21 protein-coding genes, 1 tRNA gene and 1 riboswitch are annotated in these 26,658 nt (G+C 71.3%); of the genes, 16 read left to right on the top strand and 6 right to left on the bottom strand.

From position 1 onward, the window contains the following. The first annotated feature begins 86 nt into the window (after positions 1-86). The gene (locus tag IE241_RS11355; protein ID WP_190021592.1) at positions 87-3,869 is read left to right on the top strand and encodes a wHTH domain-containing protein; all 3,783 of its coding nucleotides are present in this window, start codon (positions 87-89) and stop codon (positions 3,867-3,869) included. 11 nt (positions 3,870-3,880) lie between these two features. Here the strand turns inward: IE241_RS11355 and IE241_RS11350 are convergent, their stop codons facing one another. After that, positions 3,881-5,356: a DUF2079 domain-containing protein gene (locus IE241_RS11350; protein WP_190021591.1), complete on the bottom strand. Its 1,476-nt coding sequence runs from the start codon at positions 5,354-5,356 to the stop codon at positions 3,881-3,883. A gap of 433 nt (positions 5,357-5,789) precedes the next feature. Between IE241_RS11350 and IE241_RS11345 the strand changes: the two genes are divergently transcribed. Both IE241_RS11345 and IE241_RS11340 read left to right on the top strand, forming a co-directional pair. Then, positions 5,790-6,410, top strand: coding sequence for a SurA N-terminal domain-containing protein (locus IE241_RS11345; protein ID WP_190021590.1), 621 nt, complete (start codon positions 5,790-5,792; stop codon positions 6,408-6,410). Between the two features lie 88 nt (positions 6,411-6,498). Beyond that, entirely contained in the window at positions 6,499-7,470 is a 972-nt protein-coding gene (locus IE241_RS11340) for a nucleoside triphosphate pyrophosphohydrolase (protein WP_190021589.1), read from the top strand. Positions 7,471-7,514: 44 nt separating this feature from the next. Here the strand turns inward: IE241_RS11340 and IE241_RS11335 are convergent, their stop codons facing one another. Next, the gene (locus IE241_RS11335; protein WP_190021588.1) at positions 7,515-8,267 is read right to left on the bottom strand and encodes a hypothetical protein; all 753 of its coding nucleotides are present in this window, start codon (positions 8,265-8,267) and stop codon (positions 7,515-7,517) included. 148 nt (positions 8,268-8,415) lie between these two features. On the opposite strand from IE241_RS11335, the gene IE241_RS11330 reads away from it, so the two are divergent. The 10 genes from IE241_RS11330 to IE241_RS11285 all read left to right on the top strand — a co-directional run bounded on the left by IE241_RS11330 (position 8,416) and on the right by IE241_RS11285 (position 19,661). Continuing rightward, positions 8,416-8,859 carry a DUF6479 family protein gene (locus tag IE241_RS11330; protein ID WP_190021587.1) on the top strand — a complete coding sequence of 148 codons (444 nt, stop codon included), beginning with the start codon at positions 8,416-8,418 and terminating at the stop codon, positions 8,857-8,859. A gap of 103 nt (positions 8,860-8,962) precedes the next feature. Continuing rightward, the gene (locus tag IE241_RS11325; protein WP_190021586.1) at positions 8,963-10,255 is read left to right on the top strand and encodes a cytochrome P450 family protein; all 1,293 of its coding nucleotides are present in this window, start codon (positions 8,963-8,965) and stop codon (positions 10,253-10,255) included. A 113-nt stretch (positions 10,256-10,368) separates the two neighbouring features. Further along, entirely contained in the window at positions 10,369-11,493 is a 1,125-nt protein-coding gene (locus IE241_RS11320) for a transglycosylase family protein (protein ID WP_190021585.1), read from the top strand. A gap of 260 nt (positions 11,494-11,753) precedes the next feature. Beyond that, positions 11,754-11,938, top strand: a riboswitch (cyclic di-AMP (ydaO/yuaA leader). Positions 11,939-11,941: 3 nt separating this feature from the next. Next, positions 11,942-12,685 (top strand): LysM peptidoglycan-binding domain-containing protein, encoded by a 744-nt coding sequence (locus IE241_RS11315; RefSeq protein ID WP_190021584.1) that lies wholly within the window; start codon positions 11,942-11,944, stop codon positions 12,683-12,685. Between the two features lie 221 nt (positions 12,686-12,906). Continuing rightward, the gene (eno, locus tag IE241_RS11310) at positions 12,907-14,187 is read left to right on the top strand and encodes a phosphopyruvate hydratase (RefSeq protein ID WP_190021583.1); all 1,281 of its coding nucleotides are present in this window, start codon (positions 12,907-12,909) and stop codon (positions 14,185-14,187) included. Between the two features lie 154 nt (positions 14,188-14,341). Beyond that, positions 14,342-14,806, top strand: a complete 465-nt coding sequence (locus IE241_RS11305) for an FtsB family cell division protein (RefSeq protein WP_190021582.1) — start codon at positions 14,342-14,344, stop codon at positions 14,804-14,806. Between the two features lie 91 nt (positions 14,807-14,897). Continuing rightward, entirely contained in the window at positions 14,898-15,440 is a 543-nt protein-coding gene (locus IE241_RS11300) for a DUF501 domain-containing protein (RefSeq protein ID WP_190021581.1), read from the top strand. Further along, positions 15,437-16,378: a Ppx/GppA phosphatase family protein gene (locus IE241_RS11295; RefSeq protein WP_190021580.1), complete on the top strand. Its 942-nt coding sequence runs from the start codon at positions 15,437-15,439 to the stop codon at positions 16,376-16,378. The genes IE241_RS11300 and IE241_RS11295 overlap by 4 nt, the downstream gene beginning before the upstream one ends. A gap of 380 nt (positions 16,379-16,758) precedes the next feature. Continuing rightward, positions 16,759-18,150 carry an NAD(P)/FAD-dependent oxidoreductase gene (locus IE241_RS11290; RefSeq protein WP_190021579.1) on the top strand — a complete coding sequence of 464 codons (1,392 nt, stop codon included), beginning with the start codon at positions 16,759-16,761 and terminating at the stop codon, positions 18,148-18,150. Positions 18,151-18,344: 194 nt separating this feature from the next. Continuing rightward, positions 18,345-19,661, top strand: a complete 1,317-nt coding sequence (locus tag IE241_RS11285; protein WP_190021578.1) for an SAM-dependent methyltransferase — start codon at positions 18,345-18,347, stop codon at positions 19,659-19,661. A 56-nt stretch (positions 19,662-19,717) separates the two neighbouring features. Here the strand turns inward: IE241_RS11285 and IE241_RS11280 are convergent, their stop codons facing one another. Together IE241_RS11280 and IE241_RS11275 are read right to left on the bottom strand one after the other, a co-directional pair. Continuing rightward, positions 19,718-22,237 carry an ABC transporter permease gene (locus tag IE241_RS11280; protein WP_190021577.1) on the bottom strand — a complete coding sequence of 840 codons (2,520 nt, stop codon included), beginning with the start codon at positions 22,235-22,237 and terminating at the stop codon, positions 19,718-19,720. A gap of 73 nt (positions 22,238-22,310) precedes the next feature. Continuing rightward, the gene (locus IE241_RS11275; RefSeq protein ID WP_190021576.1) at positions 22,311-23,093 is read right to left on the bottom strand and encodes an ABC transporter ATP-binding protein; all 783 of its coding nucleotides are present in this window, start codon (positions 23,091-23,093) and stop codon (positions 22,311-22,313) included. A 460-nt stretch (positions 23,094-23,553) separates the two neighbouring features. On the opposite strand from IE241_RS11275, the gene IE241_RS11270 reads away from it, so the two are divergent. Together IE241_RS11270 and IE241_RS11265 are read left to right on the top strand one after the other, a co-directional pair. Beyond that, positions 23,554-23,636 (top strand) — tRNA-Leu (locus tag IE241_RS11270). A 179-nt stretch (positions 23,637-23,815) separates the two neighbouring features. Continuing rightward, positions 23,816-24,676: a Bax inhibitor-1/YccA family protein gene (locus IE241_RS11265; protein ID WP_190021575.1), complete on the top strand. Its 861-nt coding sequence runs from the start codon at positions 23,816-23,818 to the stop codon at positions 24,674-24,676. 169 nt (positions 24,677-24,845) lie between these two features. On the opposite strand, the gene IE241_RS11260 is transcribed toward IE241_RS11265, so the two are convergent. After that, a complete protein-coding gene (locus tag IE241_RS11260; protein ID WP_030365184.1) occupies positions 24,846-25,076 on the bottom strand; it encodes a DUF4287 domain-containing protein in 231 nt (76 codons plus the stop codon). Between the two features lie 98 nt (positions 25,077-25,174). On the opposite strand from IE241_RS11260, the gene IE241_RS11255 reads away from it, so the two are divergent. Next, entirely contained in the window at positions 25,175-25,528 is a 354-nt protein-coding gene (locus IE241_RS11255) for a hypothetical protein (RefSeq protein ID WP_229899126.1), read from the top strand. Positions 25,529-25,735: 207 nt separating this feature from the next. On the opposite strand, the gene IE241_RS11250 is transcribed toward IE241_RS11255, so the two are convergent. Beyond that, positions 25,736-26,596 carry a hypothetical protein gene (locus IE241_RS11250; RefSeq protein ID WP_190021850.1) on the bottom strand — a complete coding sequence of 287 codons (861 nt, stop codon included), beginning with the start codon at positions 26,594-26,596 and terminating at the stop codon, positions 25,736-25,738. Positions 26,597-26,658: the final 62 nt, after the last annotated feature.

Genomic DNA, 26,658 nt, shown 5'->3' with positions numbered 1-26,658 from the left:
GGCTTTCCGGGATCCTGGGCTCGTAGGAGTCCGGAGGCTTTCCGGTTCGGGTTGTCGGCCGCGTACCGCGGGCCCAAGATGTTGCCGTGAATGGGGTGCACGGCAACGAATTCGGGGGCCCCGCGGCCTTCCAGCAGGGCTCGGGGAACGGGCAGTACGTCCAGGTGAACTACTACGGGGCTGCGGGCGCAGCCCCGCCCGCGCCCCTGGATGAGTACTTACCGCCGGACGGCTGCTCGCCGCCGCCCGAGCCGTGGGTGGCCCTGGCCGAGCGCAGCCACGCCTGGGAGCACGTCGAGCAGGGCTACGAGGCGGAGCCGCTGCGGCGGCAGGCGGGAGAGGTCGCCCGGAGGCTGGCGGCCGCGCGCGACGAAGCCGCCGCGCTGCTCTCGGACGACCCCTGGCATGACGACGCGCTCGCCGCGCGGATCGCGGGCCGCACGGACTGGCTCCTCAAGAACGTCTGGAGCGACGCCGGGCTGGCCGTCTCACCTGCCGAGGCGGCACTGCTCAGCCTGCTGCCGCTGCTGCACCACACACGACTGGTGCGCAGGGCGGTAGCCCACCTTCCGGTGGACCCGCTCGACTTGTCTCCCCAGCCTTCCCCGGGCGCCGAACGGGCCCGCTACGAGCGCTTCCTGCACCGCAACGACCGCCTCGTGCGGCGCGCCCGCGCCCTGGACGGCGGGGGCCGCGAGATCGGCTGGTGGCTGTTCCACCGCTGGCTGGCCCACGACCAGGTTCTGGCGCAGGGGCCGTGGCCGGCCGATCTGCTGTCCGTCACGGGCCCGGCGTGCGAGATCCCCGGCATCCTCGACGCCAAGTCCCTGGAGAGTCTGCTCACCGCCCCCGACACCTCGCCGCACGAGCTGTGCGGCATCGACGGCCCGCCCCACCTCGAGCCGCCCCGCTGGGTCACCCCGGACCGAGGCCAGGAACAGCCGCTGCGCGAGCAGCTGGTCGGGGTGACGTTCACGGTCGCGCAGCGACTCGCCATCGACATGACCGAGCTCTCGCCGACGATCGTCCAGCACCTCGGCATCGCGCACCCCGTCTCCCTGGCGGGGCTGCGCGACACGGTCGAGAAGGCGGAGTGGGAGCGCCGGGCGAACGGCAAGGAGCGGCGGCTGCACGCCCGCTGCCACCACAACGCGGTGATGGCCGCCCTGCGCGAGCATGCGGCACGCCTCGATTCCCTGCTCCGTGCGGTGCACCGCGCCGGAGGGCACGGTTCGTGGCCGCCGGAGCTGCGCGATCTGCCGGTCTACGCGGGGGCTGACGCCGTGGTGCAGGTGGACAAGCAGGGCAACGAACTGCCGCCGCGCGAAGCCGTACGGTTCCGGTTCGACGAGAACGCGGTGCAGGAACTGCTGGTGGGCGAACAGCTCTACCGCGACCCGTCGCTGGCCGTTCGCGAGCTCTACCAGAATGCGTTGGACGCCTGCCGCTACCGCCGCGCCCGCGTACGGGCCACGGCCCAGCGCGACGGACTGCCTGCCGACGCCTGCCGCTACGACGGGGAGATCACCTTCCGGCAGGGCGAGGACGAGGACGGGCGGCCGTTCCTGTCCTGTACGGACAACGGCGTCGGGATGGGCGAGGAGGAACTGACCGGCGTCTTCTCCGAGGCCGGCGCCCGGTTCGTGGACCAGCCCAAGTACCTGGCGGAGAAGGCCAAGTGGGCAACGCTGGCGGAGCCGGTGACACTGCACCCCAACAGCCGCTTCGGCATCGGGGTGCTCAGCTATTTCATGCTCGCGGACGAGATCGAGGTCACCACGTGCCGCATGCCGGGCGAGGAGGAGACCGGCGGGCGGCGGCTGCGCGTGCGGATCACCGGGCCGGGTGAGTTCTTCCAGGTGGACGAGTGCGAGGCGGCGCGGGGCGCCGGTGGGCCGGGGACGACGGTGAAGCTCTTCCTGCGGGAGGACAAGCGCGACCGCTCGACGGTGGACACACTGAGGAAGCTGCTGGGCGTGGCGGAGTTCCGCACGACGGTGTGGAGGGAGGGGGAGGACGAGCCGGAGGAGGTGTGGGAGCCGGGGCAGCTGACTCCCCGGGAGAACTACGGGGACGGTTTGACCGCGTACGGGGAACTGGTGCCCTGGGAAGGCGAAGGCGGACAGGTCTTCTGGTGCGAATGGGGCGGCGGCTTGCTTGTGGACGGGCTGCTGGTGAGCCTGCCCGGCCGCGACGGCCCGCTGGGGACCCTGCGCGGCGCCGTGGTGAACCTGACCGGGGGAGAGGACGTGGTCCTGTCGGTCGACCGGACCAAGGTGCTGAACGATGTGGTGCCCCGGACCCAGCGGCTCCTGAAGCCGGCTGCCGGGGAACTGGCCGGTGCGGGTGCCGGGCTGCCGCACCACGGATGGATCTGCGACGTCTCCGAGAGCAGCGGCTGGATCGGGGACGTGGTGACCCGTGCAACTGTCGAAGCGCATCTGCCCCTGCCCGTCACCGATGAGGACGCAGGGGAAGCCGTGCTGGGCTGCTGTCTCTGGGATGTGGATCTCCTGCAGAAGGCAGGGCGGCTCAACTCCCCCTTCAAGAAGGGCCACCACCCCTCCGGGTCTGTGAGCGACAACGTGCCGGATCACCTCCTCCTGTGGCGGATCCTGGCCCACGGCCAGTCGGACAGCATGTCCGCCCTTGCGGCCGTGGTTCCGGAAGCGGCCGCAGCGGGAGAGGTGCTGCCGGCCGTGCCGATGGACTCACAGCTCCTGGGCGACGGGTCTCTGCTGCGGCAGTCGTCCGGGGAGGGAGGCTTTGAGCCGGGCTGGTTCCTGGAGATGGCCCGGCGCCTCGGAGTCCCCACCCGGGAGCTGGTGAAGCGGGCTGTCGAGCTGGGTTTCACGGGCCTCGTGCCTGAACGCTATCCGGACACCGCTGAACCCGACCCGGTCGATCTGACGCTGCTCGCCCAGGGAGCGAGATCGAACTGGCTCGGCGTCGGTCACCCCGTGCCGCTCATGCATCTGTGCCTCGTCGGGCAGAAGCTGGGGATTACACCGGTCGAGGCGCGGGAGCGTCTCATCGCGTACGGGTTCACCGTGCCGGAGCTCACGGAGCCGCCCGCCGTACTGAGTCTGCAGGACATGCTCATGCTGAGTAGGGATCTCGACGGCCAGTTCCCCTGGCTCCTCTACCGCAGCTCCCCGGTCGGCCCGGCGCACCTTGCGGCTTGTGCGCTGCGTCTGGGGGTCAGTGTGACGGAGTTGTGCGACCGGTTCACGGCCCTCGGCCTTGCCGTTGAGCGGGCCGGGCTGCCGGAGCACCCCAAGGAATCGGACCGTGACCTGCTCGCTCGCCTCCGCGGCGACTCACACTTCCATCCAGGGCTGCGGGTACTGCCGGGTCAGCTGATCCAGCTGGCAGCGGTGGCGGACGAAGGGTGCTCAGCGTTGGCGGCGCGCCTGTCCGATCTCGGCTTCGAGGTACCGGCGCCACCCGCCGGTCCGCCGGCCGAGTGCGACGTGAAACTGCTGAGCAAGGACCTGGACGGCAGTGCCCCTTGGCTCGACCCGCGCATCGACGTCGCCCCGGGCCATCTCCTGGCGGCAGTGTGGGAGCTGCGCGAGGACCTGTGGATGCTGGGGGAGCGGCTCTCTGAGTGGGGCTTCTTCGTTCCGGGGGATGGACCCGTCGACTCCGAGCGGAGCGACCTCGTGCTGATCAGTGAAGACCTGGACGGCGAGGCCAGCTGGCTCTCCTGGCCCGACCCCGTCCCCCTCTTCCATCTCCTCCGTGCCGCCCACACCCTCCAGTGGCCCCTCCCCCGCGTAGCCGCCCGCCTCCGCGCCCTCGGCCACACCGTCCCCGACCTCGCGGAAACCATCCGCGCGGCCCTCGCCCGCGTCCCCATGGCCTGACGGCCGTCGGGTCAGGCGGCCGCCCCCGACCTCTTGAGCACCACGTAACCCCCCTCGCCCCCCAGGAACACGTACCGCACCCCGGGATGCATCCGCTCGCCGTCCGCGACGAGGTCCTCCGGGGTCTTGCCGTCGGCGAGCCGCATCGCTATGTAGTCCGGCGTGATGCCGCGCGTGTCGCCGATCCAGAAGACCCGGCACCGGCCGGCGAGGCGGCTTATCGGGACTATGTCGGCCTCGACGCTCGCGCCGTCCGGGATGCGGTCCAGGAGCCGCTCGGCGGCGCGGACGGGCTCCGGGACGCGGTAGGTGCCGGCGTCGGTCAGGGCGTAGAGGGGCATGGACGAGGTCAGGGCGAGCGAGGCGGCGAGGACCGCGCCGGGCAGGTGGTGCGCGTAGGAGCGCAGCAACGGGCGGCGGCTCTCGCGGGCCCGGGCCACGGCGTCCGTGAGCGCGATGAGGACGACGGGCATCAGGACGGCGTTGTAGTGCCAGTCGGTGCCCCAGTAGTGGTCGTCGTGGGAGGCGAACCGCCACGCCAGGGTCGGCAGGGCGACGATCAGGACGGGGGAGCGCAGGGCCAGCAGCCCGGTGGTGGGCAGCAGGATCCACAGCAGGGTGCGTATCGCGGTGCCGGCGGAGATCGTGGGCGAGGGCTCGGCGCTGCCGCCGAGCTTGTTCCAGTAGTCGTAGGAGCCGCTGGTGTTGAAGGAGGGGATGATCAGCCCGAAGGTGATCGCGGCGGCCGCCAGGCCGAAGGCCACCAGCCCGGCGGCGAGCGGGGTCGCGCTCTGCGGGACGCCCTCGCCGCGGGCCTTCGCGCCGCGCAGCCGGATCAGGAGGACCACGCCGATGGCCGCCGCCGTGATGCCCAGGTCCTCCTTGACCAGGACCAGGGGCGCGGCCCACCAGACCGCGGCCCGCCAGCGCCCGCGCACCACCGCTTCGAGGGAGAAGGCGAGCAGCGGCATCGCGAAGGCGATCTCGTGGAAGTCGAAGTCGACCGCGCGCTGCACGCCCCACGACAGCCCGTAGGCGATCCCGACGGCCAGCCCGCGCTTGCGGCCGAGGAGCCCGGCGGCGAGCCGGGCGACCGGTATCGCGGACAGGGCGAAGAGCACGGCCTGGGCGACGAGGAGGGTGACGGGGCCGGGGAAGAGCCGGTAGAAGGGCGCGAGGAGCGCGGTGACCGGGCTGAAGTGGTCGCCGAGGATGTTGGTGCCGGGGCCCTTGAGGTCGGCTATGGGCGCCTGGAGGTGCGCGTATCCGCGGATGGCCTGCTCGAAGATGCCGAGATCCCACGACATGGTGAGCATGCGGCGGTGCCGGCACACGGACAGCGCGGTGTAGAGGACGAAGAGGACGCCGGCGAGCCAGTAGGGATCCCAGCGCGGGGCGCGCAGGGCCGCGGCGCGGGGCCTGCCGGCGGGAGCCGTCTCGGCCGCGGGTCCGCCCGGTGCGGGAACGGTGGCGGCGGCCGAGTCCATGGGGCAGTCCTTTGATCCGGGGACGGTGGGATGACGACGGGACGTCTACGGGATGTACTGGATTTACGGGATGACTGTCGGAAAAGATACGCGGAGCCTCGCCGGCGCCCGGCCCCCTTTCCGAGAGACGAGTGGCCCCCCGGAGCGGTTCGGCCGGAATGTGTCGTTCTTCTCTCAAGTCCGGCTGCTGTGACGGGCGTCACTGATCAGCCGATGAGCTGACGAGCCGGTCAGCCGATGAGCAGGTGCAGGCCGGTATAGGAGCACCCAGGCAGGGGTACGGGACGAGCGCGGCGGCCGGTTTCCCGGCGTCACCCGCACATCCCCGCGCCCCGCGAATCGTTGGTCGAATCGGTGGCCCGGGCCACCCGGACTCCCTACCATCGATCAACGCAGGTCGATCACCGTCGCACGACCGCCGCCGGGAGGCTTCATGATCCGCCGAAGGACCGCGCTCTCCGTCACCGCCGCCGCGCTGCTCGCCGCGGCCCCGCTCCTGACCGCCTGCGGGCAGACCGCTCATCCGGGGGCCGCCGCCGTCGTGGGCGACGACCGGATCACCGTCTCGCAGCTGCAACGCGAGGTCGCGGACGTACGCGAGGCGCAGCGGTCCTCCCCGCAAGGCGAGCAGCTCACGGCGAACAGCGCCCGGCTCGGCCAGGACACGCTGGTCCGCCTCATCCAGTACCGGATCGTGGAGAAGGCCGGCAAGGACAACGGCGTCGAGGTCACCCGCCGGGAGCTGCAGCGCCAGCGCGCCGACGTCGAGGCCGCCAACGGCGGGGCCGCGACGGTGCGCGCCCGCTTCCTCGCCCTCGGCATCGCCCCCGACCAGATCGACCAGGCCCTCGCCGTGGACCTCGTGCGCGCCAAGCTGGACGGCAAGTTCGGCGCCGCCCGCACCAACCAGATCCTGATGCGCACCTCCGACGCCCTCCACGTCGACGTCAACCCGCGCTACGGGGAGTGGGACGGCAAGCGGGGCACCGCCCGGTCCGCGCCGGAGCCGTGGCTGCGGTCCGCCGCGGAGGCCGGGGCCGCACGCCCGGCGTGAGCGGTGTGCCGGTCGCGAGTGGTGTGCCCGGCGTGGGCGGTCCGCCCGGCGTGGGCCGTGCGCGGTCCGGTCGCCTAGGCTCGGCGGTGTGAACGACTCCGCCGACTCCGCACCTGGCCGCATCGTCCTGCTCACCACCAGCCACCGGGTCGCCCCGGGGCTGCTGTCCTGGCCCGCGTGGCAGGCGCTCCGCGCCGCCGACCGGGTGCTGTGCGCCGATGCCGGCCACCCGCAGCTGCCGTATCTGCGGGAGGCCGGCATCGAGGTCGAGCACGGTACGGCCACGGCCCGTGAGCTGGTCGACTTCTGCACGAGCGGGCGGCGCAGCGCCGTCGTCCTGACCTCCGCCGAGGGCGAGTCCACGCTCACCGACGGGCTCGCCCGGCTCGCCGGCTCCGGCCGGGAGACGATGCCGGCGCTGGAGCTGCTGCCCGGTTCGTACGACCTGCCGGGCGCGCGGCTGCTGGACCTGGTGCAGGTCATGGACCGGATCCGGGTGGCCTGCCCGTGGAGCGGGATACGGACGCACGAGGACCTCGCGAAGTACGCGCTGGAGGAGACCTACGAGCTGCTGGAGGCCATCGAGACCGGTGACCGCGAGGCGCTGCGCGAGGAGCTGGGCGACGTACTGCTGCAGGTCGTCTTCCACGCGCGGATCGCGCAGGACGACCCCGACGAGGCGTTCTCCGTCGACGACGTCGCCGGTGTGATCGTCGACAAGCTCATCCACCGGCACCCGCACGTCTTCGGCGAGGAGTCGGCGGAGACGCCGGAGGACGTGCGGGCGCACTGGATGCGGACGAAGGCGGAGGAGAAGGGGCGCGAGTCGGTGACCGAAGGCGTCCCGCTCGGCCAGCCGTCGCTCGCCCTCGCGGCGAAGCTGGCCTCCCGGGTGCGGTCGCAGGGCCTCGACGTCGCCGTCCCCGCGGGCGACGGCATCGGCTACGAGCTGCTGGCGCTGGCCGTACGGGCGGAGGCGGCGGGCACGGACCCGGAGACGGCGCTGCGGGCGGCGGCCCGCACCTACCGCGACGCGATCCGCGCCGCGGAGGGTTTTTAGGGGCCTCGCTTTCCGCTCGGCCCCGGGGCACCCCGCGCCGTGGGTCAGGCCGTCTTCGACGCCGCCGCCGTCAGCTTTTCCGCGGCCTTGGCCAGGGCCTTGCCGAACGCGGCCTTGCCGCGGTCGCCGTGGTCGCTGTAGTTGTTCAGGACCGTCGTGATCGCCCCGTGGCTGCGGACCGTGCCGAGGTCGAAGTCCATCTGCATGCCGCCGGAGACGACGGTGACGGAGTAGGAGACCGACTCGTCGCCGTACTTCGGCTGCTGCCCCGCCGCCTTCTTCACCTTCACCGTGGCCTTCTTGCCGCTCTCCTTGGCGTCGAAGGCCGCGCACTTCTCGACCGCCGTCCGCAGCCCGGCCATGGCCTTCTCGGCCACCGCGCGCTCGTAGCCGCTGACGTCCTGGGCGACGGTCGTCTGGTCGCCCTTCTTGGTGAAGACCACCTGGGCGTTCGCCTTGTGGTCCTCCTCCAGTCGGCCGGTGTTGAGGACGGCCGTGATCGGCGCGCACTCGGGCCGGGAGGGGTTCCCGATCTCCTCCTCCCCGCCCTGCGACTTGTCCAGGCCCGTGTTCGGCTCCAGCTTCCAGCCGGCCGGCAGGTCCGTCAGGGCGACGAGCGCCTGCTGGGCCTGGTCGGCGGTGATGGCGGCGGGGGCGGCGGGCGCGGAGGGCGCGCCCTTGTCCTTCTTGCCGCCGGAACCGGATGCGGAATCGGAGCCGCCGTCGCAGGCGGCGAGCAGCAGCGACGAGGCGGCGACCAGAGCCGCGAGAGCGACCCGGCGGGGGCGAACGTACACAGGGGTTCCTTTGTGCTGAGATCCGGCAGTGATCAAAAAGACCTAAATTCGAACGCAAGTATGCACAAGTCGGTGCCGCCCTCCCGCTCGGGCACCCGTTCGGCCTACGAACCGTCTTGTCCCGGCGGCAGGCGGGTACCCGGGTGTCATGCGCATCCAGTACGTACACCTCGCCGACCTCGCCGCCCCGCACTGGGCCGGCGGGATCATCCAGTTCGTCGTCGGCCTCTTCGTCGTCGCCCTGCTGATCATGGCCGTGGTCAAGGGCTTCAAGAAGCGCGACGAGGAACCGCCCCCGCCCTCCCAGCCCCAGCGCCGGCAGGGCGCCTGGCAGACCCGGCAGGAGCACGACACCGGGCCCACCTCGCCCGACCACGGACCGGGGCACAACGACGACGAGGAGAACAGGGTCGGCTACGTCACCGAGCACCGCGAGTCGGACGAGCTGCACCCCGAGGCCAACGGGGAGCGGGTGCTGCCGCACGAGGTCCACAACCCCGGCAGCCACGCCGAGGAGCTCAGTGAGGAGCGCAAGAAGTGGAACCCGGGCGGCAGCGGCGGCTTCGGCAGCGGCGGCCCCGGCCACCACTGAGCCCCGGCCCCGCACCCTGCCCCGCGGCCCCGGCCACCACCGAGCCCCGGCCCCGGTCCGCCACCACTGAGCCGCCCCGCCGCGCCCCTAGTAGCGTCAAGGGGTGCACGACAAGAAAGCCTCGCCGGTCCCGCCCGCCCCGCCCCTCTTCACCTGGGAGTTCGCCTCCGACCCGTACCCCGCGTACGCGTGGCTGCGCGAGCACGCCCCGGTGCACCGCACCGCCCTGCCCAGCGGCGTGGAGGCATGGCTGGTCACCCGGTACGCCGATGCCCGCCAGGCGCTCGCCGACCAGCGCCTGTCGAAGAACCCCGTGCACCACTCCGAGGCCGCCCACGGCAAGGGCAAGGTCGGCATCCCGGGCGAGCGCAGCGCCAATCTGATGACGCACCTGCTCAACATCGACCCGCCGGATCACACCCGGCTGCGCCGCCTCGTCTCGAAGGCGTTCACCCCGCGCCGGGTCGCCGAGTTCGCGCCCCGGGTGCAGGAGCTGACGGACCGGCTCATCGACGGCTTCGCGGACAGAGGGGAAGCCGACCTCATCCACGAGTTCGCCTTCCCCCTCCCCATCTACGCCATCTGCGACCTGCTCGGCGTCCCGCCCGAGGACCAGGACGACTTCCGGGACTGGGCCGGGATGATGATCCGCCACGGCGGCGGCCCGCGCGGCGGGGTGGCGCGCTCCGTGAAGAAGATGCGGGGCTATCTGACCGAACTTATCCACCGCAAGCGGGAGGATCTCGGTGAAGACCTCATCTCCGGACTGATCAGGGCGAGTGACCACGGCGAGCACCTCACCGAGGACGAGGCCGCGGCCATGGCCTTCATCCTGCTCTTTGCGGGTTTTGAAACAACTGTGAACCTGATCGGTAACGGAACCTACGCCCTGCTGCGCAATCAGGGGCAGCGCGAGCGCCTCCAGCGCGCCCTCGCCGAGGGCGACGAGGGCCTGCTCGCGACCGGCGTCGAGGAGCTGCTGCGCTACGACGGCCCGGTGGAGCTCGCGACCTGGCGGTTCGCCACGCAGGACCTGACGATCGGCGGGCAGCGCATCGCCGAGGGCGACCCCGTCCTCGTCGTCCTCGCGGCCGCCGACCGCGACCCCGAGCGCTTCGCCGAACCCGACACGCTGGACCTCTCCCGGCGCGACAACCAGCACCTCGGCTACGGCCACGGCATCCACTACTGCCTGGGCGCGCCCCTCGCCCGCCTGGAGGGACAGACGGCCCTGGCGACCCTGCTGCGGCGCCTTCCCGACCTGCGGCTGGGGGCCGATCCGGAGGAGCTGCGGTGGCGCGGCGGGCTCATCATGCGCGGTCTGCGCACCCTTCCCGTGGCCTTTACACCGGAGGACATTGCGGACACAACCACCCGGGAGAACCCGTCCGTCTGACCTCGCGTCAGTCGGCGTGATCTCGGCGTGACCTCCGCTACATCGGCTTGTGACTCGGGTGGGCCGTCGCTATCTTCAACCACCATTCGCCGCCGAACGAGAGGCAACCGCCCATGAGACCCGGAAACGGCCGACATCGCCGCCCCCGTCAGATACCCGCCATCGTGGTCGCCGCGGGGGTGACCGCCTCCGGAATCGCCATGCCGCTGCTGGCGGCCACCGGCGCGACGGCAGCCGACGCAGGCGCCTGGGACCGTGTCGCCCAGTGCGAGAGCGGCGGCCTGTGGAGCGCCGACTCCGGAAATGGGGCCTACGGGGGACTGCAGCTGACCCAGGACCTCTGGGAGCGCCACGGCGGCCGGGAGTACGCCCCCCGCCCCGACCTCGCCAGCCGTGCGCAGCAGATCGCCGTCGCCGAGCAGATCCTCGAAAGCCGCGGCACCGGCACCTGGTCGAGCTGTGCCGTGAAGTCGGGCCTCACCTCGGGCGGCACCCCGGCGGAGGTCAACCCGGGCGGCACACACGCCCCCGCGAGCGACCCGACGCCATCACGCGCCCCGGAGCGCACCACTTCGCCCTCCACGCCGTCCGAGCCGTCCGCGCCCACCGGTCACGGCAAGCCTTCTGACACCCCCACGACTCCGTCGCCGTCCGGAAAGCCCTCTACGGGATCCTCGGCGTCGCCCTCGGCGGACCCCTCCGCTCAGCCTTCGGGACAGCCGTCGAGCGGCAAGCCGTCGCCGGGCCAGTCCTCCGGCCGGCCGTCGGGACAGCCCTCCGGCAGCCCGTCGTCCGACGCGCCGTCACCCGACGCCTCGGGCAAGCCGGGCGACGGGACGCCCGGCGAGCCGCAGGAAGGCCGGCACCGCAAGCCCTCCTCGTCCCCCACGGACGACCCGGCTCAGATCCCCGGCGCGCCTGCGACGCCGGCCGCGGGCGATTCCGGTTCGCCGGCGGGGCGGACGCCCGACGACAGCGACACGGGTACGGGCAAGCACCGCGCCGACCCGTCGCGTTCGGAGGACCCGGGCCGTACGTCGCGGGGCGGCGGGGATGCACGCACCGGCAGTCCCACGCCCACCGACTACACCGTGCGCCCCGGTGACAACCTGTCAGCCATCGCCGAACAGCATGCGGTCAAGGGAGGTTGGCAGTCCCTGTATCAGCACAATGAAAAAGCGGTCGGTTCCGATCCCGACCTGATCCTTCCTGGTCAGAGGCTTGAGGTCGGTAAATAGACCGGCAGTTCGCGGCGAATGTCCGTTCCAGTCGAAAGTGAGACATGGGTCTCTTTGCCTGATGGCGGAATGCCGTCTTCCCGAACTTGGCAAACCGTCTCTCACCTGCGGAAACGCGATGTTCCCCTGGGTAACCAGGGGCAACTGTGGCTGGAAAGAGGGGTTTGAACCCTTGCCGCGACTGTGTTTACCGTCGTGACCGCTCGCCACCGCGGGCACCACGGTCGTCACGCCGAATCCTGCCGACGGCCGCTGGAGTCGTCGCGCAAGCGCCGTAGGCAGGAGCGGGGGAACCAAGGTAGGCGCCGGGAACGGCTCCTCGGTCGAAGAAGGCCGCGGGTCCGGGACCGGCTAGGGGTGAAGCCGAGTGTGCTCGCACACGAAGCCGGGCGAACTCACAGCCCGAACCCGACAGCTCACCTCGTAGGCGTCGGTGAGGAAACGACTCATGTCCAAGGGCAAGCACCGTCGTCCGTCCAAGGCCGTCCGCATCTTCACGCTCGCCGGTGTCACCGGTGCAGCTGTCGCCGCCCCGCTGATGGTCGCCACCTCCGCCAACGCCGCCTCCGTTTCGACGTGGGACAAGGTCGCCCAGTGCGAGTCCGGTGGCAACTGGGCCATCAACACGGGCAACGGGTACTACGGCGGTCTGCAGTTCTCGCAGTCCTCCTGGAACGCCGCCGGCGGCCAGCAGTACGCCGACCGCGCCGACCACGCCTCCAAGTCCGCCCAGATCGCGGTGGCCGAGAAGCTGCTCGCCATGCAGGGCCCGGGCGCCTGGGGCTGCGCGGTGCCGGGTATGACCGTCGGCGGCGCCAAGGCCGACGCCGACACCTCCGGCTCCGGCACGTCCACCAAATCCTCCCGCTCCGGCGGCACCGTCTCGGGCAAGTCCCACGCGGACCGCAGCGAGCGCCAGGCCGCGCCGAAGAAGACCACGCCGAAGCACTCCGCGCCGCAGGCCACCGAGCGCGACGAGGCCCCGGCCCCGAAGCGGACCGCGCCGGGCCACTCCGCGCAGTCCTACAAGGTCGGTGACGGCGAGTACGAGGTCAAGGAGGGCGACACCCTCTCCAAGATCGCCGATGCCCAGCACGTCAAGGGCGGCTGGCAGAAGCTGTACGACCGCAACAAGGACATCGTCCAGGACGCGGACGTGATCTTCGTCGGCCAGAAGCTGCACCTCAGCTGATCGAGCAGGGAGGGGCGGTCCACGCGAGTGGGCCGCCCCTCTTTTGCGTTTTCCGGGTAAATACCTCATTCGTGCGGCCATCTCGTCATTTGTGCCGCTGTGATGATTTTTCTGAATTTTCGGATTCTTCGACCCGGAAACACGGTCCAACGGCGAGGTGAGCCTCCGGCGCCCGTTAGGCTCGTGCTGCAGAACCCCTGACACACACGAAGGAGACCCTCGTGCCGTCCATCGACGTCGTCGTAGCTCGCGAGATCCTCGACTCGCGAGGCAACCCCACGGTCGAGGTCGAGGTCGGCCTCGACGACGGCTCCACGGGCCGTGCCGCCGTGCCGTCCGGCGCCTCCACCGGCGCCTTCGAGGCCATCGAGCTCCGTGACGGTGACAAGAACCGCTACATGGGCAAGGGCGTCGAGAAGGCCGTCCTGGCCGTCATCGAGCAGATCGGCCCGGAGCTCGTCGGCTACGACGCCACCGAGCAGCGCCTGATCGACCAGGCCATGTTCGACCTGGACGCCACCGACAACAAGGGCTCGCTCGGCGCCAACGCCATCCTGGGCGTCTCCCTCGCCGTCGCGCACGCCGCCTCCGAGGCGTCCGACCTCCCGCTCTTCCGCTACCTGGGCGGCCCGAACGCGCACCTGCTGCCCGTTCCGATGATGAACATCCTGAACGGCGGCTCGCACGCCGACTCCAACGTGGACATCCAGGAGTTCATGATCGCGCCGATCGGCGCGGAGTCCTTCTCCGAGGCCCTGCGCTGGGGCACCGAGGTCTACCACACCCTCAAGTCGGTCCTGAAGGCCAAGGGCCTGTCCACCGGCCTGGGCGACGAGGGCGGCTTCGCCCCGAACCTCGGCTCCAACCGCGAGGCCCTCGACCTCATCCTCGAGGCCATCAAGCAGGCCGGCTACACCCCCGGCCAGGACATCGCGCTCGCGCTCGACGTCGCCGCCTCCGAGTTCTACAAGGACGGCTCGTACGAGTTCGAGGGCAAGTCCCGCTCGGCCGCCGAGATGACGGACTACTACGCCGAGCTCGTCGCCGCGTACCCGCTGGTCTCCATCGAGGACCCGCTGTTCGAGGACGACTGGGACGGCTGGAAGACCCTCACCGAGAAGCTCGGCGACAAGGTGCAGATCGTCGGTGACGACCTGTTCGTCACCAACCCCGAGCGCCTCGGCCGCGGCATCGAGGAGGGCGCCGCCAACGCCCTGCTGGTCAAGGTCAACCAGATCGGCTCGCTGACCGAGACCCTGGACGCCGTCGAGCTGGCCCAGCGCAACGGCTTCAAGTGCATGATGTCCCACCGCTCCGGCGAGACCGAGGACGTCACCATCGCCGACCTGGCCGTCGCCACCAACTGCGGCCAGATCAAGACCGGCGCCCCGGCCCGCTCCGAGCGCGTCGCCAAGTACAACCAGCTCCTGCGCATCGAGGAGATCCTGGACGACGCCGCGGTCTACGCCGGCCGCAGCGCCTTCCCGCGCTTCAAGGGCTGATCCCCCTCCGGCAAGGGCTGATCCCCCGCCTCAGGGGCTGATCTGACCCCGCTTCAGGGCAGCCTCACCACGTCCCCGGCCACGGTCCCGTACCGTGGCCGGGGACGTACGTTCGTAGCGAGGCTGCGGGCGACCAGGACCTCGGGGAGGCGAAGTGGCGGCGGAACGCTCCACCGCGACCAGACTCAGGGCACTCGGCTCGGTGCTCGTCCAGGGCTCCACGGCCCGCGTCTACCGCGCGCGGGGCCCGCGCCGCAGCCGGCTCACCGGCCGGGCGGCGCTGCTGGCGCTCGTCGTGTGCTCGCTGGTCGTCGCCCTCGCCTATCCCATGCGCCAGTGGGTCACCCAGCGCTCCGACATCGCCGACCAGCGCCGCCAGTCCGAGCGCGCCCGCGAGCAGGTCAAGCGCCTGGAGGACGAGAAGGCGCGGCTGGAGGACCCGGCGTACGTCGAGCAGCAGGCGCGCGAGCACCTGCACTACCTGCGCCCCGGGGAGACGGGCTACAGCGTGGTCGACGGCAGCGGCACCGCCCGGCGCCCCCGCGACCAGGGCGCCGCCGACCGCCCCTGGTACAGCAACCTGTGGGACGGTGTGGACGCCGCGGACACCCCGCGCTGACCGCGCCCGCGCCGGCCCTTCCCCTTTCTTCACGACCTGCCTCCTGCACGACCTGCCGACACCACCGAGCGAAGACGACACGAGCGAGCACATGGACACCCCTCCGCCCCAGACCGAGTCCACCGAGCCCACCGCCGCCGACATCGAGGCGTTCAAGGAGCAGCTGGGCCGCCCGCCGCGCGGGCTGCGCGCCATCGCCCACCGCTGCCCCTGCGGCCAGCCCGATGTGGTCGAGACCGCGCCCCGGCTGCCGGACGGCACGCCGTTCCCGACGACGTACTACCTGACCTGCCCGCGCGCCGCCTCCGCCATCGGCACGCTGGAGGGCTCGGGCCTGATGAAGGAGATGCAGGACCGGCTGGCGACCGACCCGGAGCTCGCCGCCGCCTACCGCGCCGCGCACGAGGACTACCTCCGCCGCCGCGACGCGATCGAGGTCCTGGAGGGCTTCCCGAGCGCGGGCGGCATGCCCGACCGCGTCAAGTGCCTGCACGTGCTGGTCGGCCACTCGCTGGTCGCGGGCCCGGGCGTGAACCCCTTCGGCGACGAGGCGCTGGCGCTGCTGCCGGAGTGGTGGGCCAAGGGCCCGTGCGTGACGCCGTGCGGCACGCCGGACGGGGGTGACGAGGCGTGACCCGCGTCGCCGCGGTCGACTGCGGCACCAACTCCATCCGCCTGCTCGTCGCCGATCTCGACCCCGCGACCGGTGCGTTCACCGAGCTCGACCGCCGGATGACGATCGTCCGCCTGGGCCAGGGCGTGGACCGCACGGGCCGGCTGGCCGAGGAGGCCCTGGAGCGGACGTTCGCGGCCTGCCGGGAGTTCGCGGAGGTCATCCGCGACCTGAAGGCCGAGCGGGTGCGCTTCGTCGCCACCTCCGCCTCGCGGGACGCCGAGAACCGCGCGGACTTCGTGCGCGGCGTGGTGGACATCCTGGGCGTGGAGCCCGAGGTGATCAGCGGCGACCAGGAGGCCGAGTTCTCCTTCACCGGCGCCACCAAGGAGCTCTCCGGCCGGGACGACCTCGCCAGGCCGTTCCTCGTCGTGGACATCGGCGGCGGCTCCACGGAGTTCGTCGTCGGCGAGGAGCATGTGCGGGCGGCCCGCAGCGTCGACGTCGGCTGCGTGCGCATGACGGAGCGCCACCTCGTCGCGGAGGGCGCCGTGGTGGACCCGGCGACGCCCGAGCGCATCGCGGCGATACGCGCGGACATCGAGGCCGCGCTGGACCTCGCCGAGGAGACCGTCCCGCTGGAGGAGGCCCGTACGCTCGTCGGCCTCGCCGGCTCGGTGACCACGGTCGCGGCGATCGCGCTGGGCCTCACCGAGTACGACTGGACGCGCATCCACCACGCGCGGATCTCCCTGGAGCAGGTCCGGGAGATCACCGGGAAGCTGCTCGCCTCGACGCACGAGCAGCGTGCGGCGATCCCCGCGATCCACCCGGGCCGGGTCGATGTGATCTGCGCCGGAGCGCTCGTCCTGCAGGCGGTCATGGAGCGCGTGGGCGCCCGTGAGGTCGTCGTCAGCGAACACGACATTCTGGACGGAATCGCCTGGTCCATCGCCTGAGAAGGCGTCCCGCGACGGCCCCTTCGGGGGCCTCCGGAAGAAAGTTCGTGAAATCCTTCACATGAAAAAAGGGAGCGTTGGCGGCGCGAAGGGGCCCGATGGGCCCTTCCGGGGCTCCCGGAGGCGCCGGCGACGCGATGCCGTCCGGTTTCAGGCGGGTTAAAGAGACGCTTATGCGACCGCCGGTGCGGCAGTGGTCTAGTCAACCTGAGGCCCGCAAGGCCAGTTCAGCAGGGGTTCGCAACGCGCTCGACGGTGAAGTGGTTCCCTTACGGGCGTATGGCGTGGGTCACGGTGGCGGCGGAGTGTAGCAGATACCCTCCGACCCCTTGTGAAGGGGCTCACGAGCATGCCCGCGGAGAGTGCTGGATACTCGAATCATGAGCACCACGGAGCGTCCACGGATCCTCGTAGTAGGCGGTGGGTACGTCGGCCTGTACGCGGCGCGCCGCATCCTCAAGAAGATGCGGTACGGCGAGGCGACCGTCACGGTCGTCGACCCGCGTTCGTACATGACCTACCAGCCCTTCCTGCCCGAAGCAGCTGCCGGCAGCATCTCCCCCCGCCACGTCGTGGTGCCGCTGCGACGCGTGCTCCCCAAGGCGGAGGTCCTCACCGGCCGCGTCACCACCATCGACCAGGACCGTAAGGTCGCCACCGTCGCGCCGCTCGTCGGCGAGGCGTACGAGCTGCCCTTCGACTACCTGATCGTCACGCTCGGCGCCGTCTCCCGCACCTTCCCGATCCCCGGCCTGGCCGAGAACGGCATCGGCATGAAGGGCGTCGAGGAGGCCATCGGCCTGCGCAACCACGTCCTGGAGCAGCTCGACAAGGCCGACTCCACGACCGACGAGGAGATCCGCCGCAAGGCGCTGACCTTCGTCTTCATCGGCGGTGGCTTCGCGGGTGCGGAGACCATCGGCGAGGTCGAGGACATGGCGCGCGACGCCGCCAAGTACTACCCGAACGTCAAGCGCGAGGACATGCGGTTCGTCCTCGTCGACGCCGCCGACAAGATCCTCCCCGAGGTCGGCCCCAAGCTCGGCGCGTACGGCAAGGCCCACCTGGAGAGCCGCGGCATCGAGATCCACCTCTCGACGTCGATGGACTCCTGCGTCGACGGCCACGTCGTGCTGAAGAACGGCCTTGAGGTCGACTCCAACACCATCGTGTGGACCGCGGGCGTCAAGCCCAACCCGGCGCTGGCCCGCTTCGGCCTGCCGCTCGGCCCGCGCGGCCACGTCGACACCCTGCCGACCCTCCAGGTCAACGGCACCGACTACATCTGGGCCGCGGGCGACAACGCCCAGGTTCCGGACCTCGTCGGCCGCGCCGCGGGCAACGAGAACGCCTGGTGCCCGCCGAACGCCCAGCACGCGCTGCGCCAGGCCAAGGTCCTCGGCGACAACGTCATCTCGGCGATGCGCGGCTTCGGTGCCGCCCAGACCGAGTACAAGCACGCCAACAAGGGTGCGGTGGCGGGCCTCGGCCTCCACAAGGGCGTCGCGATGATCGTCATGGGCAAGATGAAGATCAAGCTCAAGGGCCGTCTCGCCTGGTACATGCACCGTGGCTACCACGGTCTGGCCATGCCGACCTGGAACCGTAAGATCCGCGTCTTCGCGGACTGGACCCTCGGCATGTTCCTCAAGCGCGAGGTCGTCTCGCTGCGCGCCATGGAGAACCCCCGCGAGGAGTTCTACGAGGCCGCGAAGCCGGCCCCGCAGCCCAAGGCCGACTCCGTTCCCTCGGAGAAGGCGAAGGCCTCCTAACGGCGGTCGCGGCTCGGCCGCGGTCAACCAGTCGGCAACGGCGTCCACCAATCCGTGGGGTGGACGCCGTTGTCGTATGTCCGGCCACCGTCAGTTGATCTAATCTGACTGAACGGGACTACCGTGCCGACTCTTGGTGTTTAGGTGTCAGTTGAACGTTTCTCCTGACCTTGCATCATGGAGGTGTGTGCGACATGGCCGACGCCGCTCGACGGCTCACCGCGCTCGCGGAAGAGGTCCTGGGAGCCCCGCTCCCGGTCCGGATCCGCGCCTGGGACCGCAGCGAGTACGGCCCCCCGGGCACCCCGAGCGCCCCCGTGCTGGTCATCCGCCGCCGCCGTGCCCTGCGCCGGCTGCTGTGGAAGCCGGGGGAGCTGGGCCTCGCCCGGGCCTGGGTCGCGGGCGACATCGACGTCGAGGGCGATCTCTACGAGGCGCTGGAACTCCTGGCCGGCTCCCTCTGGGAGCGCGGCGAGGAGACGCGCCGCTCCGGCCTCGCCGCCCTCCTCGCGGCCGTGCGCGACCCGCGCCTGCGCGCCGCGGGCGGTGAGCTCGTCAAGCTGGCCGGCCCCGGACTGCCGCCCCGCCCGCCCCGCGAGGAGGCCCGCAGGACGAGCGGCCCGCTGCACACCCTCCGCCGCGACAAGCAGTCCATCAGCCACCACTACGACGTCGGCAACGCCTTCTACGAGCGCGTCCTCGGCCCCTCCATGGTCTACTCCTGCGCGTACTGGGAGAGCCCGGAGAGCACCCTCGAAGAGGCCCAGCGCGCCAAGCTCGACCTCGTCTGCCGCAAGCTCGCGCTCGAACCCGGCCAGCGCCTCCTCGACGTCGGCTGCGGCTGGGGCTCGATGGTCCTGCACGCGGCCCGTGAGTACGGGGTGAGCGCCGTCGGCATCACCCTCTCCGAGGAGCAGGCCGCCTACGCCCGCAAGCGCGTCTCCGAGGCCGGCCTGGCGGACCGCATCGAGATCCGGGTCCAGGACTACCGCGAGATCTCGGACGGCCCCTTCGACGCGATCTCCTCCATCGGCATGGCCGAGCACGTCGGCTCGGCGCGCTACGCCGAGTACGCCGCCGACGTCCACGCCCTGCTGAAGCCGGGCGGCCGGCTGCTCAACCACCAGATCGCCCGCCGCCCCCTGCACGACGAGGAGGCGTACGAGGTCGACGAGTTCATCGACCGCTACGTCTTCCCCGACGGCGAGCTCGCCCCCGTGGGGCGGACCGTCGCCCAGCTGGAGGAGGCCGGCTTCGAGGTGCGCGACGTGGAATCGCTGCGCGAGCACTACGCCCTGACGCTGCGCCAGTGGGTGGCCAACCTGCAGAAGCACTGGGCGGAGGCCGTGGACCTCACCTCGGCGGGCCGCGCCCGGGTCTGGCGGCTGTACATGGCCGCGTCGGCGCTGTCCTTCGAGCGCAACAGGATCGGCGTCAACCAGGTGCTGGCCGTCCGCACGCCGGGGACGGGCGCGGCGGGGATGCCGCTGCGGGCGCGCGACTGGCGCTAGACGCGCGGAGGCCCCGCGGCGCGCTGCCGCAGGGCCTCCCTCTTGTGCACGTACCGCTACTCCGCCTTGATGGCGGACAGCATGTTCAGCTTCGCCGCCCGGCGGGCCGGCCACAGCGCGGCCAGCACGCCGACCAGCGCGGCCATCAGCAGGAACAGGCCCATCCGGCCCCACGGGAGCACGAGCTCGTAGGTGTTCAGGGCCTTGCTGATGAGGTCGCCCGCGGCCCAGCCGAAGAAGACGCCCAGGCCCACGCCCATCACACCGCCGAAGAGCGAGATGACCAGCGACTCCAGGCGGACCATCCGCTTGATGCCCTTGCGGTCCAGGCCGATGGCGCGCAGCATGCCGATCTCCTGCTGGCGCTCGAAGACGGACATGGCCAGGGTGTTGATCACGCCGAGGACGGCGACGACCACGGCCATGGCCAGCAGGCCGTAGAGGATGTTCAGCAGCAGGTTGATGCCCTTGGCGATGCTGTTGGAGATGTCCTTCTTGGTCTGGATCTGGACGGCCGGGTTGTCGCCGAGGGCCTTGCGGAGCGTCTCCTTGGCGGACTCGCTCGCGCCGCCCTTGGTCTTGACCATGACCTGGCGGTCGCTGATCTCGCTCTGGTGCGGGGCGATGGTCCTGAGGTCGACCATCATGCCGCGCATCAGGTCGTTGCCCTTGTAGACGCCGGAGACCGTCAGCGTGCCCTTCTTGCCGTCCTCGAAGGTCACGGGGACGGACGAGCCGAGCTTCCAGTGGTGCGTGCGGGCGGTCGCGTCGTCGATGACGACCTTGTCGCCGGACAGGCCCTCGAACGAGCCGGCGGTGAAGTCGAGCTTGGTCAGCTTCCCGATGGTCGCGCCGTTGACGCCCGAGAGGTTCTTGAAGTCGCCGTTGACGCGGGACGGGGACATGCGCACCGGGCTGCTGGCAGTGACGTCGGGGTGTGCGGCCAGCTTCTTCTCCACGTCGGGGGAGAGCGAGGTCATGCTCGCCATGGAGACGACGTAGTCGGCCTTCATGGAGGACGTCGCCATCTTGTCGATGGCCTGCTGGACGCTGCCGGCGATCACGGTCATGCCGGTGATCAGGGTGAGCCCGATCATCAGCGCGGAGGCGGTCGCGGCGGTGCGGCGCGGGTTGCGGACGGCGTTCTGCCGGGCGAGCTTGCCGGGCATGCCGAACAGGCGCAGCAGGGGCGCGGCGGCGGCGATCATCGGGCGCGACAGCAGCGGGGTCAGCACGAAGACGCCGATGAGGACCACGGCGGCGCCCAGGCCCATCATGCTGGTGCCGGAGGCGGTCAGCACGACGGCGGCACCGATCGCGGTGAGGGCGCCGCCGATGGAGTTGCGCACGACCAGGGAGCGCGCGGTGGGCACGGCGTGGACGCTGTTCATCGCGGCGACCGGCGGGATCTTCGCGGCGCGGCGGCCGGGCAGCCACGCGGACAGCATGGTGACGACGATGCCGACGGCGAGGGAGACCACGATCGTGGACGGCTCGACGACCAGCGGGCCGTCGGGGAGCTGGGCGCCGTTGCCCTTGAGCAGGGACCGCAGGCCGGTGCCGATGCCGATGCCCGCGAGGAGGCCGGTGACACCGGCGACGGTGCCGATGAGGAACGCCTCGATGAGCACGGAGCGGGTGACCTGGCGGCGGCTCGCGCCGACCGCGCGCATCAGCGCCAGCTCCTTGGTGCGCTGGGCGACCAGCATGGTGAAGGTGTTGGCGATGATGAAGATGCCGACGAAGAGCGCGATGCCGGCGAAGGTCAGCAGGATGTTCCGCTGCATGTCCTGGTTCTGCGCGATCACCCTGGCCTGCTCGTCGGCGAGCTGCTTGCCGGTGGTGGCCTCGGCGTCGGCGGGCAGGATCTTCTCGACGGCCGTCTTGAGGGCGGCCTGGGACGTGCCGGCCGCGGCCTTCACGTCGATCTCGCTGAACTCGCCGGGCTTGCCGTAGAGCTTCTGCGCGGTGGGAGTGTCGAAGAGGGCGAGGCTGCCGCCCGCGGAGACGTTGCCGTCGTCGGTGGTGAAGATGCCGGAGAGCTTCTGCTCCAGCACCGGGCCGTCGACGGAGACGCGGACGGTGTCGCCGGTCTTGTAGCCGCCGCGCTCGGCGGTCTTGGCGTCCAGGGCTATCTCGCCGGGGCCGTGGGGCGCGCGGCCGCTCTTGAGCGGGTAGCGGGCGTCCTTGCCGCCGGTGCCGGGGTAGTAGTTGGCGCCGGTGGAGTCGAAGCCCTCGCCGATGAGCTTGCCGTGCTTGTCGGCGATGGCGGCGAAGCCGTTGACGGAGCCGGTGGCGCCGGCCGCGCCGGGCACCGCGGCGGCCTGGTCGAGCAGCCGCTGGGTGAGCTTGGGGGCGTCACCGGGGTTGCCCTTGTCGCTGTCCTGCCGGTGCGGCTGGACGGCCACGTCGACGCCGGTGAAGCCCTTCTCGGAGCTCTTCTTCTGGGCGGCGGAGATGGTCGAGGTGAAGACCAGGGTGCCGGAGACGAAGGCCACGCCGAGCATCACGGCGAGTACGGTCATCAGCAGCCGGGCCTTGTGCGCGAGTACGTTGCGCAAGGCGGTACGGAACATGGTCTGTGTGTCCTGGGGGAGTGGGCCCGTGCCGGGCCGTCGTCGGGAGGCTGGGAAGCGGCGGAGCCGTCTCTCAGCTCGTGCGGCCCTTGGCGTCGAAGCGCTTCATGCGGTCGAGGACCGCGTCCGCGGTGGGCTCGCGCATCTCGTCGACGATGCGGCCGTCGGCGAGGAAGACCACGCGGTCGGCGTAGGACGCGGCCACGGGGTCGTGGGTGACCATGACGACGGTCTGGCCGAGCTCGCGCACCGAGTTGCGCAGGAAGCCCAGGACCTCGGCGCCGGAGCGCGAGTCGAGGTTTCCGGTGGGCTCGTCGGCGAACATGATCTCGGGCTTGCCGGCCAGCGCGCGGGCGACGGCCACACGCTGCTGCTGGCCGCCGGAGAGCTGGTTGGGGCGGTGCTTGAGGCGCCCGGAGAGGCCGACGGTCTCGACGACCATGTCCAGCCACTGGCGGTCGGGCTTCCGGCCGGCGATGTCCATCGGCAGGGTGATGTTCTCCAGCGCGGTCAGCGTCGGGAGCAGGTTGAACGCCTGGAAGATGAAGCCGATCTTGTCGCGCCGCAGCCGCGTGAGCTTCTTGTCGTTCAGCGAGGTCAGCTCGGTGTCACCGATGCGGGCCGAGCCGCCGGAGACCGTGTCCAGGCCCGCCATGCAGTGCATCAGCGTGGACTTGCCGGAGCCCGAGGGGCCCATGATCGCGGTGAACTCGGCCTGGCGGAACTCCACGGAGACCGCGTCCAGGGCGACCACCCGGGTCTCGCCCTGTCCGTAGACCTTGGAGAGGTCCGTGGCGCGGGCCGCCACCGCGGTGGAGCGGGCGGCGGTCTGGACGCCGTAGGGGGAGGTGGTCACGGGGCGGGCTCCTGTCGGGACGACGGCTTCGGGTACCCCTCCATCGTCCGTGCCGCCCGGCCCCCCGGGATCAGACCCAGCTCCCGTTCCCGGGGCAGACCTCGGTCTGATCCGGGAGGCGCTTCTCCTCCTTGGGTATGACGCCGGGTCTGGCGCCGGGTATGACGCCGCTTCTGCCGCCCGGGGCGGCCCCCGGCGGCCCCCGGAGGCGGTCGGCGGCGGCGAGATTGCGACAATTCCGCAGGCCGTACGGGGTCCTCCGGTGAACGGGGGGTATCGGCCCGTGGCATGTGCCTTTGGCGTCGTTCCTGCACTGATGCACCCTCAGTTGCCAATAAAATAAGACAACCTCGGGTCATCGTTCCGCTGTTTGGGGGGCTCTCCCCGGCTAGGCTCGTCCTGCTCTCCTCTTACCAGGGAGGCTCGCGCGCCTTTCCCTGCCTGTACGCCCGAGAGCGCTGCCCGGATGGTGGAATGCAGACACGGCGAGCTTAAACCTCGCTGGCCCTTCGGGCCGTGCCGGTTCAAGTCCGGCTCCGGGCACTCGGCTGCTCGGTGTCCCCCACTCTCCGTAGGGAACCGAGTGCCGCCCGTTTGCGTTCTCCCCGTAGTGGCGGGGGGAGTGCGCAGGAAAAGATCCTTCCCAAGCACGAGCGCATTCTTTTGCCTACCTATTACTCTTGGTCGCAAGGCCGCGCAGGGTGGCCATGGATGGAGTGAGGATGAGGAGCAGCAACCCGGTCTTCTCGCGGCGGTTCCGCGGCAACAACGGCTACGCGGGCTTCAACGCGGCGCCGCAGGCCGGGACCGCGGCCCAGGGCGGCAACCCCTACGCGCAGCAGCCCGCCAACCCGTACGCCACCAACCCCTACGCGGGCGGCGGCCCGGATCTCCAGCAGGGCTATCCGCAGGCCCCCGCCACCACGGGCCGCATGACGATGGACGACGTCGTCACGCGCACCGGCATGACGCTCGGCCTGGTCATCCTCGCCGCGGCCGCCGGCTGGGGGCTGAACCTCCCGGTCGCGCTCGGCTACGGCGCCGGCTTCGTCGCGATGCTCCTGGGCTTCGCTCAGTCGATCTTCCTGCGCAAGCCGGTCCCCGCGGTGATCCTCGCGTACGCCGCGTTCGAGGGCCTCTTCCTCGGCGTGGTCAGCAAGGCCTTCAACCACTACGCGCAGGGCGCCCCGGTCCAGGCCGTGCTCGGCACGATGCTCGTCTCGGTCGGCGTGCTCATCGCGTACAAGACCCGCCTGATCCGGGTCGACCGCCGCTTCACCCGTTTCGTGACGGGCGCCGTGATCGGCTTCGTCCTGCTGATGATGGTGAACGCACTGTTCGCCGTGTTCGGCGGCGGTGACGGCCTCGGCCTGCGCACGGGCTGGCTGGGCGTCGGCGTGGGCGTCATCGGCGTGCTGATCGGCGCGGCGGTGCTCGCGCTCGACTTCAAGCAGGTCGAGGACGGCATCCAGTACGGTGCGCCGCGCGAGGAGTCGTGGTTCTCGGCCTTCGGCCTCACGCTCTCGCTGGTGTGGATCTACATCCAGATGCTGCAGCTGATCGGCGTCCTCAACGAGGACTAGCCGGTTAGCCGGTCGGCAGTGAGCGAAGTCTGAAACGAAGGGCCCGGGAGGATTTCCCGGGCCCTTCGCCGTATGCGCCTTCAGGTCTGCATCTGCATCGGTCTGCATCAGGCGGACGAACGGGGGCGTCGCCCGCCGTATGCGGTGTACGTGTGCGGTGTGCGCCGCGCTACAGGAGCTTCCGGGCGGCCCGTCGGAGGTCGTACTCGTGGACGATCGCCTTGGCGTGGCCATATGCGAGGTCGTGCTCTCCGCGCAGCCAGCTGACCTTCTCCTCGAAGCGGAAGAGAGAAGGGCCTTCCTCGACCGTGCGCAGCCAGTCGGCTACTTCGCGGCCGGTGCAATGGGGGATTCGGGAGAGCAGGTTCCGGTGGGTCTCGTCGGAGAAGACGTGGGACATCGGCGCCTCCGGACGCGTCGAATGATGGTCCTTCATGTCACCGTGCCCGAGTGTGCAGACGTTGGCAACACTCCGGCAACGGCGCATAGGCTCGCGCTGTGGATGATGTGACGTCTCTTCTGGCCGCCGTGGACGCTTTCGCCGACCGGCTGCGTGCCCTGCCGCAGTCCCGTCTGAGCAGGGGAGCGGCTGCGGAAGCGCTGTCCCTCGCCCGGGAACTGGCGGCGTGGGCCCAGCGGATCGAGGAACCCGGCACCACGGTGCCGAGGGAAATGCCCGAAGCGGGGATGTTCGCGGTCGCCGACCAAGTGGCGGTGGCCGGTCACGATTTGGCCGAAGCGCTGGCCGCGGCGTCCGCGAACGCCGACGGCGGGAACCGGTCGCCGGAGGGGGCCGGCGCGGCGGAGGCGGTGGCGCTGATCGAGGCGGCGGCGAAGCGGTGTGGTTTGTAGCGGTGCTGTGGGCACTTCGGCGCCCTGGGTGAAGGGGCCGCGCCCCTTCGAACCGCCGCGACGGCGATCAGCTACGACGGTGCTGTCCGGCGGTGCCGACGCTGCCTGAGCTGGTACGGCGCCGCCGGGCTCCACCGTCGTGGTTGCTCGCCGCGGCGGCGGTTCCAAGGATGCGAAGCATCCTTGACCTGCATGGAGGCGGGCGCCTCACAGCGACGCGATCACCCGGTCCGCGAGGACGTACACCTTCTCCGTGCCGCAACCGAAGGTCAGAGCGTACGCACCGGAGACCCCGGAGCCGCCCAGCAGGACGGGGGCGTCACCGGCGCGCAGGGCGTCCGCGAGGCGCTCGGCCGTCTCCCGGTGCCCCGGCGTCATGCAGACGGTCGTGCCGTCGGCGAAGACGTAGACGTCGAGCGTGCCCAGCGGGCCGGGGCGCACGTCGGTCAGCGGGACGCGGGCGTCCGCGAGCTCGCCGAGCCGCTCCACCGTGCTCTCGTGGTCGCCGGTGGCCGGCACGGGCGAGAAGTCGGGGTGGGAGGGGTGGCGGCGCCGTGCGGCGGCCAGCTCGGGGGAGTCCGCGGCCTCGGCCTCGGCGGCCGCGGCCTCCGAGAACTCGGCGAGCTCGGTCAGTTCGGTCAGTTCGGTGAGCTCGGCCAGCGGCTCCAGGCCGACGAGATCGGCCTGGCGGGGCAGGTAGAGGCCGCCGTAGGGGCCCTCGGCGAGGTCGTCGCCGAGGCCGGGCAGGCCCAGCAGGGACGGGGCGTCACCGGCTCCGCCGAGGTCGCGGGCCTCCTGGGCGGCCCAGAACGCACGGGCCTCGGCGAGCTCCCGCTCCCGCTCCTCGGCGAGGGCGTCGGCGACGGCCGCCCGTATTTCCGCGAGCTCCGCGCCGGGTGCGGGGCGGGCGGCGGGCACGGTGGGGTGCGTCGTGCGGCGCTCGGCCGTGGCGGCTGCGAGCTCGGTGCGCAGGGCGGTGATCTGGCGGCGCAGGCCGCGAGTGGCGTGCAGGGCGGCGGCGCCCGCGGCCGTCGCGGTGGCCGCGGCCAGCAGCAGGGCAAGGGACATGGCGCTCACTGACGTACTCCCGGTTGCTATGGATCCCCCAGATTCCTACCTCAGCTTGAGGC

The sequence above is a fragment of the Streptomyces hiroshimensis genome (assembly GCF_014650335.1).
Classification (GTDB): domain Bacteria; phylum Actinomycetota; class Actinomycetes; order Streptomycetales; family Streptomycetaceae; genus Streptomyces; species Streptomyces hiroshimensis.
The sequence above is the reverse complement of the archived record's forward strand: the minus strand, read 5'-3'. Positions and strand labels throughout refer to the sequence as shown.

Coding starts and splice junctions, on each gene's coding strand:
- IE241_RS11290 (WP_190021579.1), top strand. CDS start 16,759: ATGAGCACCACGGAGCGTCCACGGATCCTCGTAGTAGGCGGTGGGTAC.
- IE241_RS11250 (WP_190021850.1), bottom strand. CDS start 26,596: ATGTCCCTTGCCCTGCTGCTGGCCGCGGCCACCGCGACGGCCGCGGGC.
- IE241_RS11345 (WP_190021590.1), top strand. CDS start 5,790: ATGATCCGCCGAAGGACCGCGCTCTCCGTCACCGCCGCCGCGCTGCTC.
- IE241_RS11330 (WP_190021587.1), top strand. CDS start 8,416: ATGCGCATCCAGTACGTACACCTCGCCGACCTCGCCGCCCCGCACTGG.
- IE241_RS11320 (WP_190021585.1), top strand. CDS start 10,369: ATGAGACCCGGAAACGGCCGACATCGCCGCCCCCGTCAGATACCCGCC.
- IE241_RS11280 (WP_190021577.1), bottom strand. CDS start 22,237: ATGTTCCGTACCGCCTTGCGCAACGTACTCGCGCACAAGGCCCGGCTG.
- IE241_RS11265 (WP_190021575.1), top strand. CDS start 23,816: ATGAGGAGCAGCAACCCGGTCTTCTCGCGGCGGTTCCGCGGCAACAAC.
- IE241_RS11260 (WP_030365184.1), bottom strand. CDS start 25,076: ATGTCCCACGTCTTCTCCGACGAGACCCACCGGAACCTGCTCTCCCGA.
- IE241_RS11300 (WP_190021581.1), top strand. CDS start 14,898: ATGGACACCCCTCCGCCCCAGACCGAGTCCACCGAGCCCACCGCCGCC.
- IE241_RS11285 (WP_190021578.1), top strand. CDS start 18,345: ATGGCCGACGCCGCTCGACGGCTCACCGCGCTCGCGGAAGAGGTCCTG.
- IE241_RS11350 (WP_190021591.1), bottom strand. CDS start 5,356: ATGGACTCGGCCGCCGCCACCGTTCCCGCACCGGGCGGACCCGCGGCC.
- IE241_RS11315 (WP_190021584.1), top strand. CDS start 11,942: ATGTCCAAGGGCAAGCACCGTCGTCCGTCCAAGGCCGTCCGCATCTTC.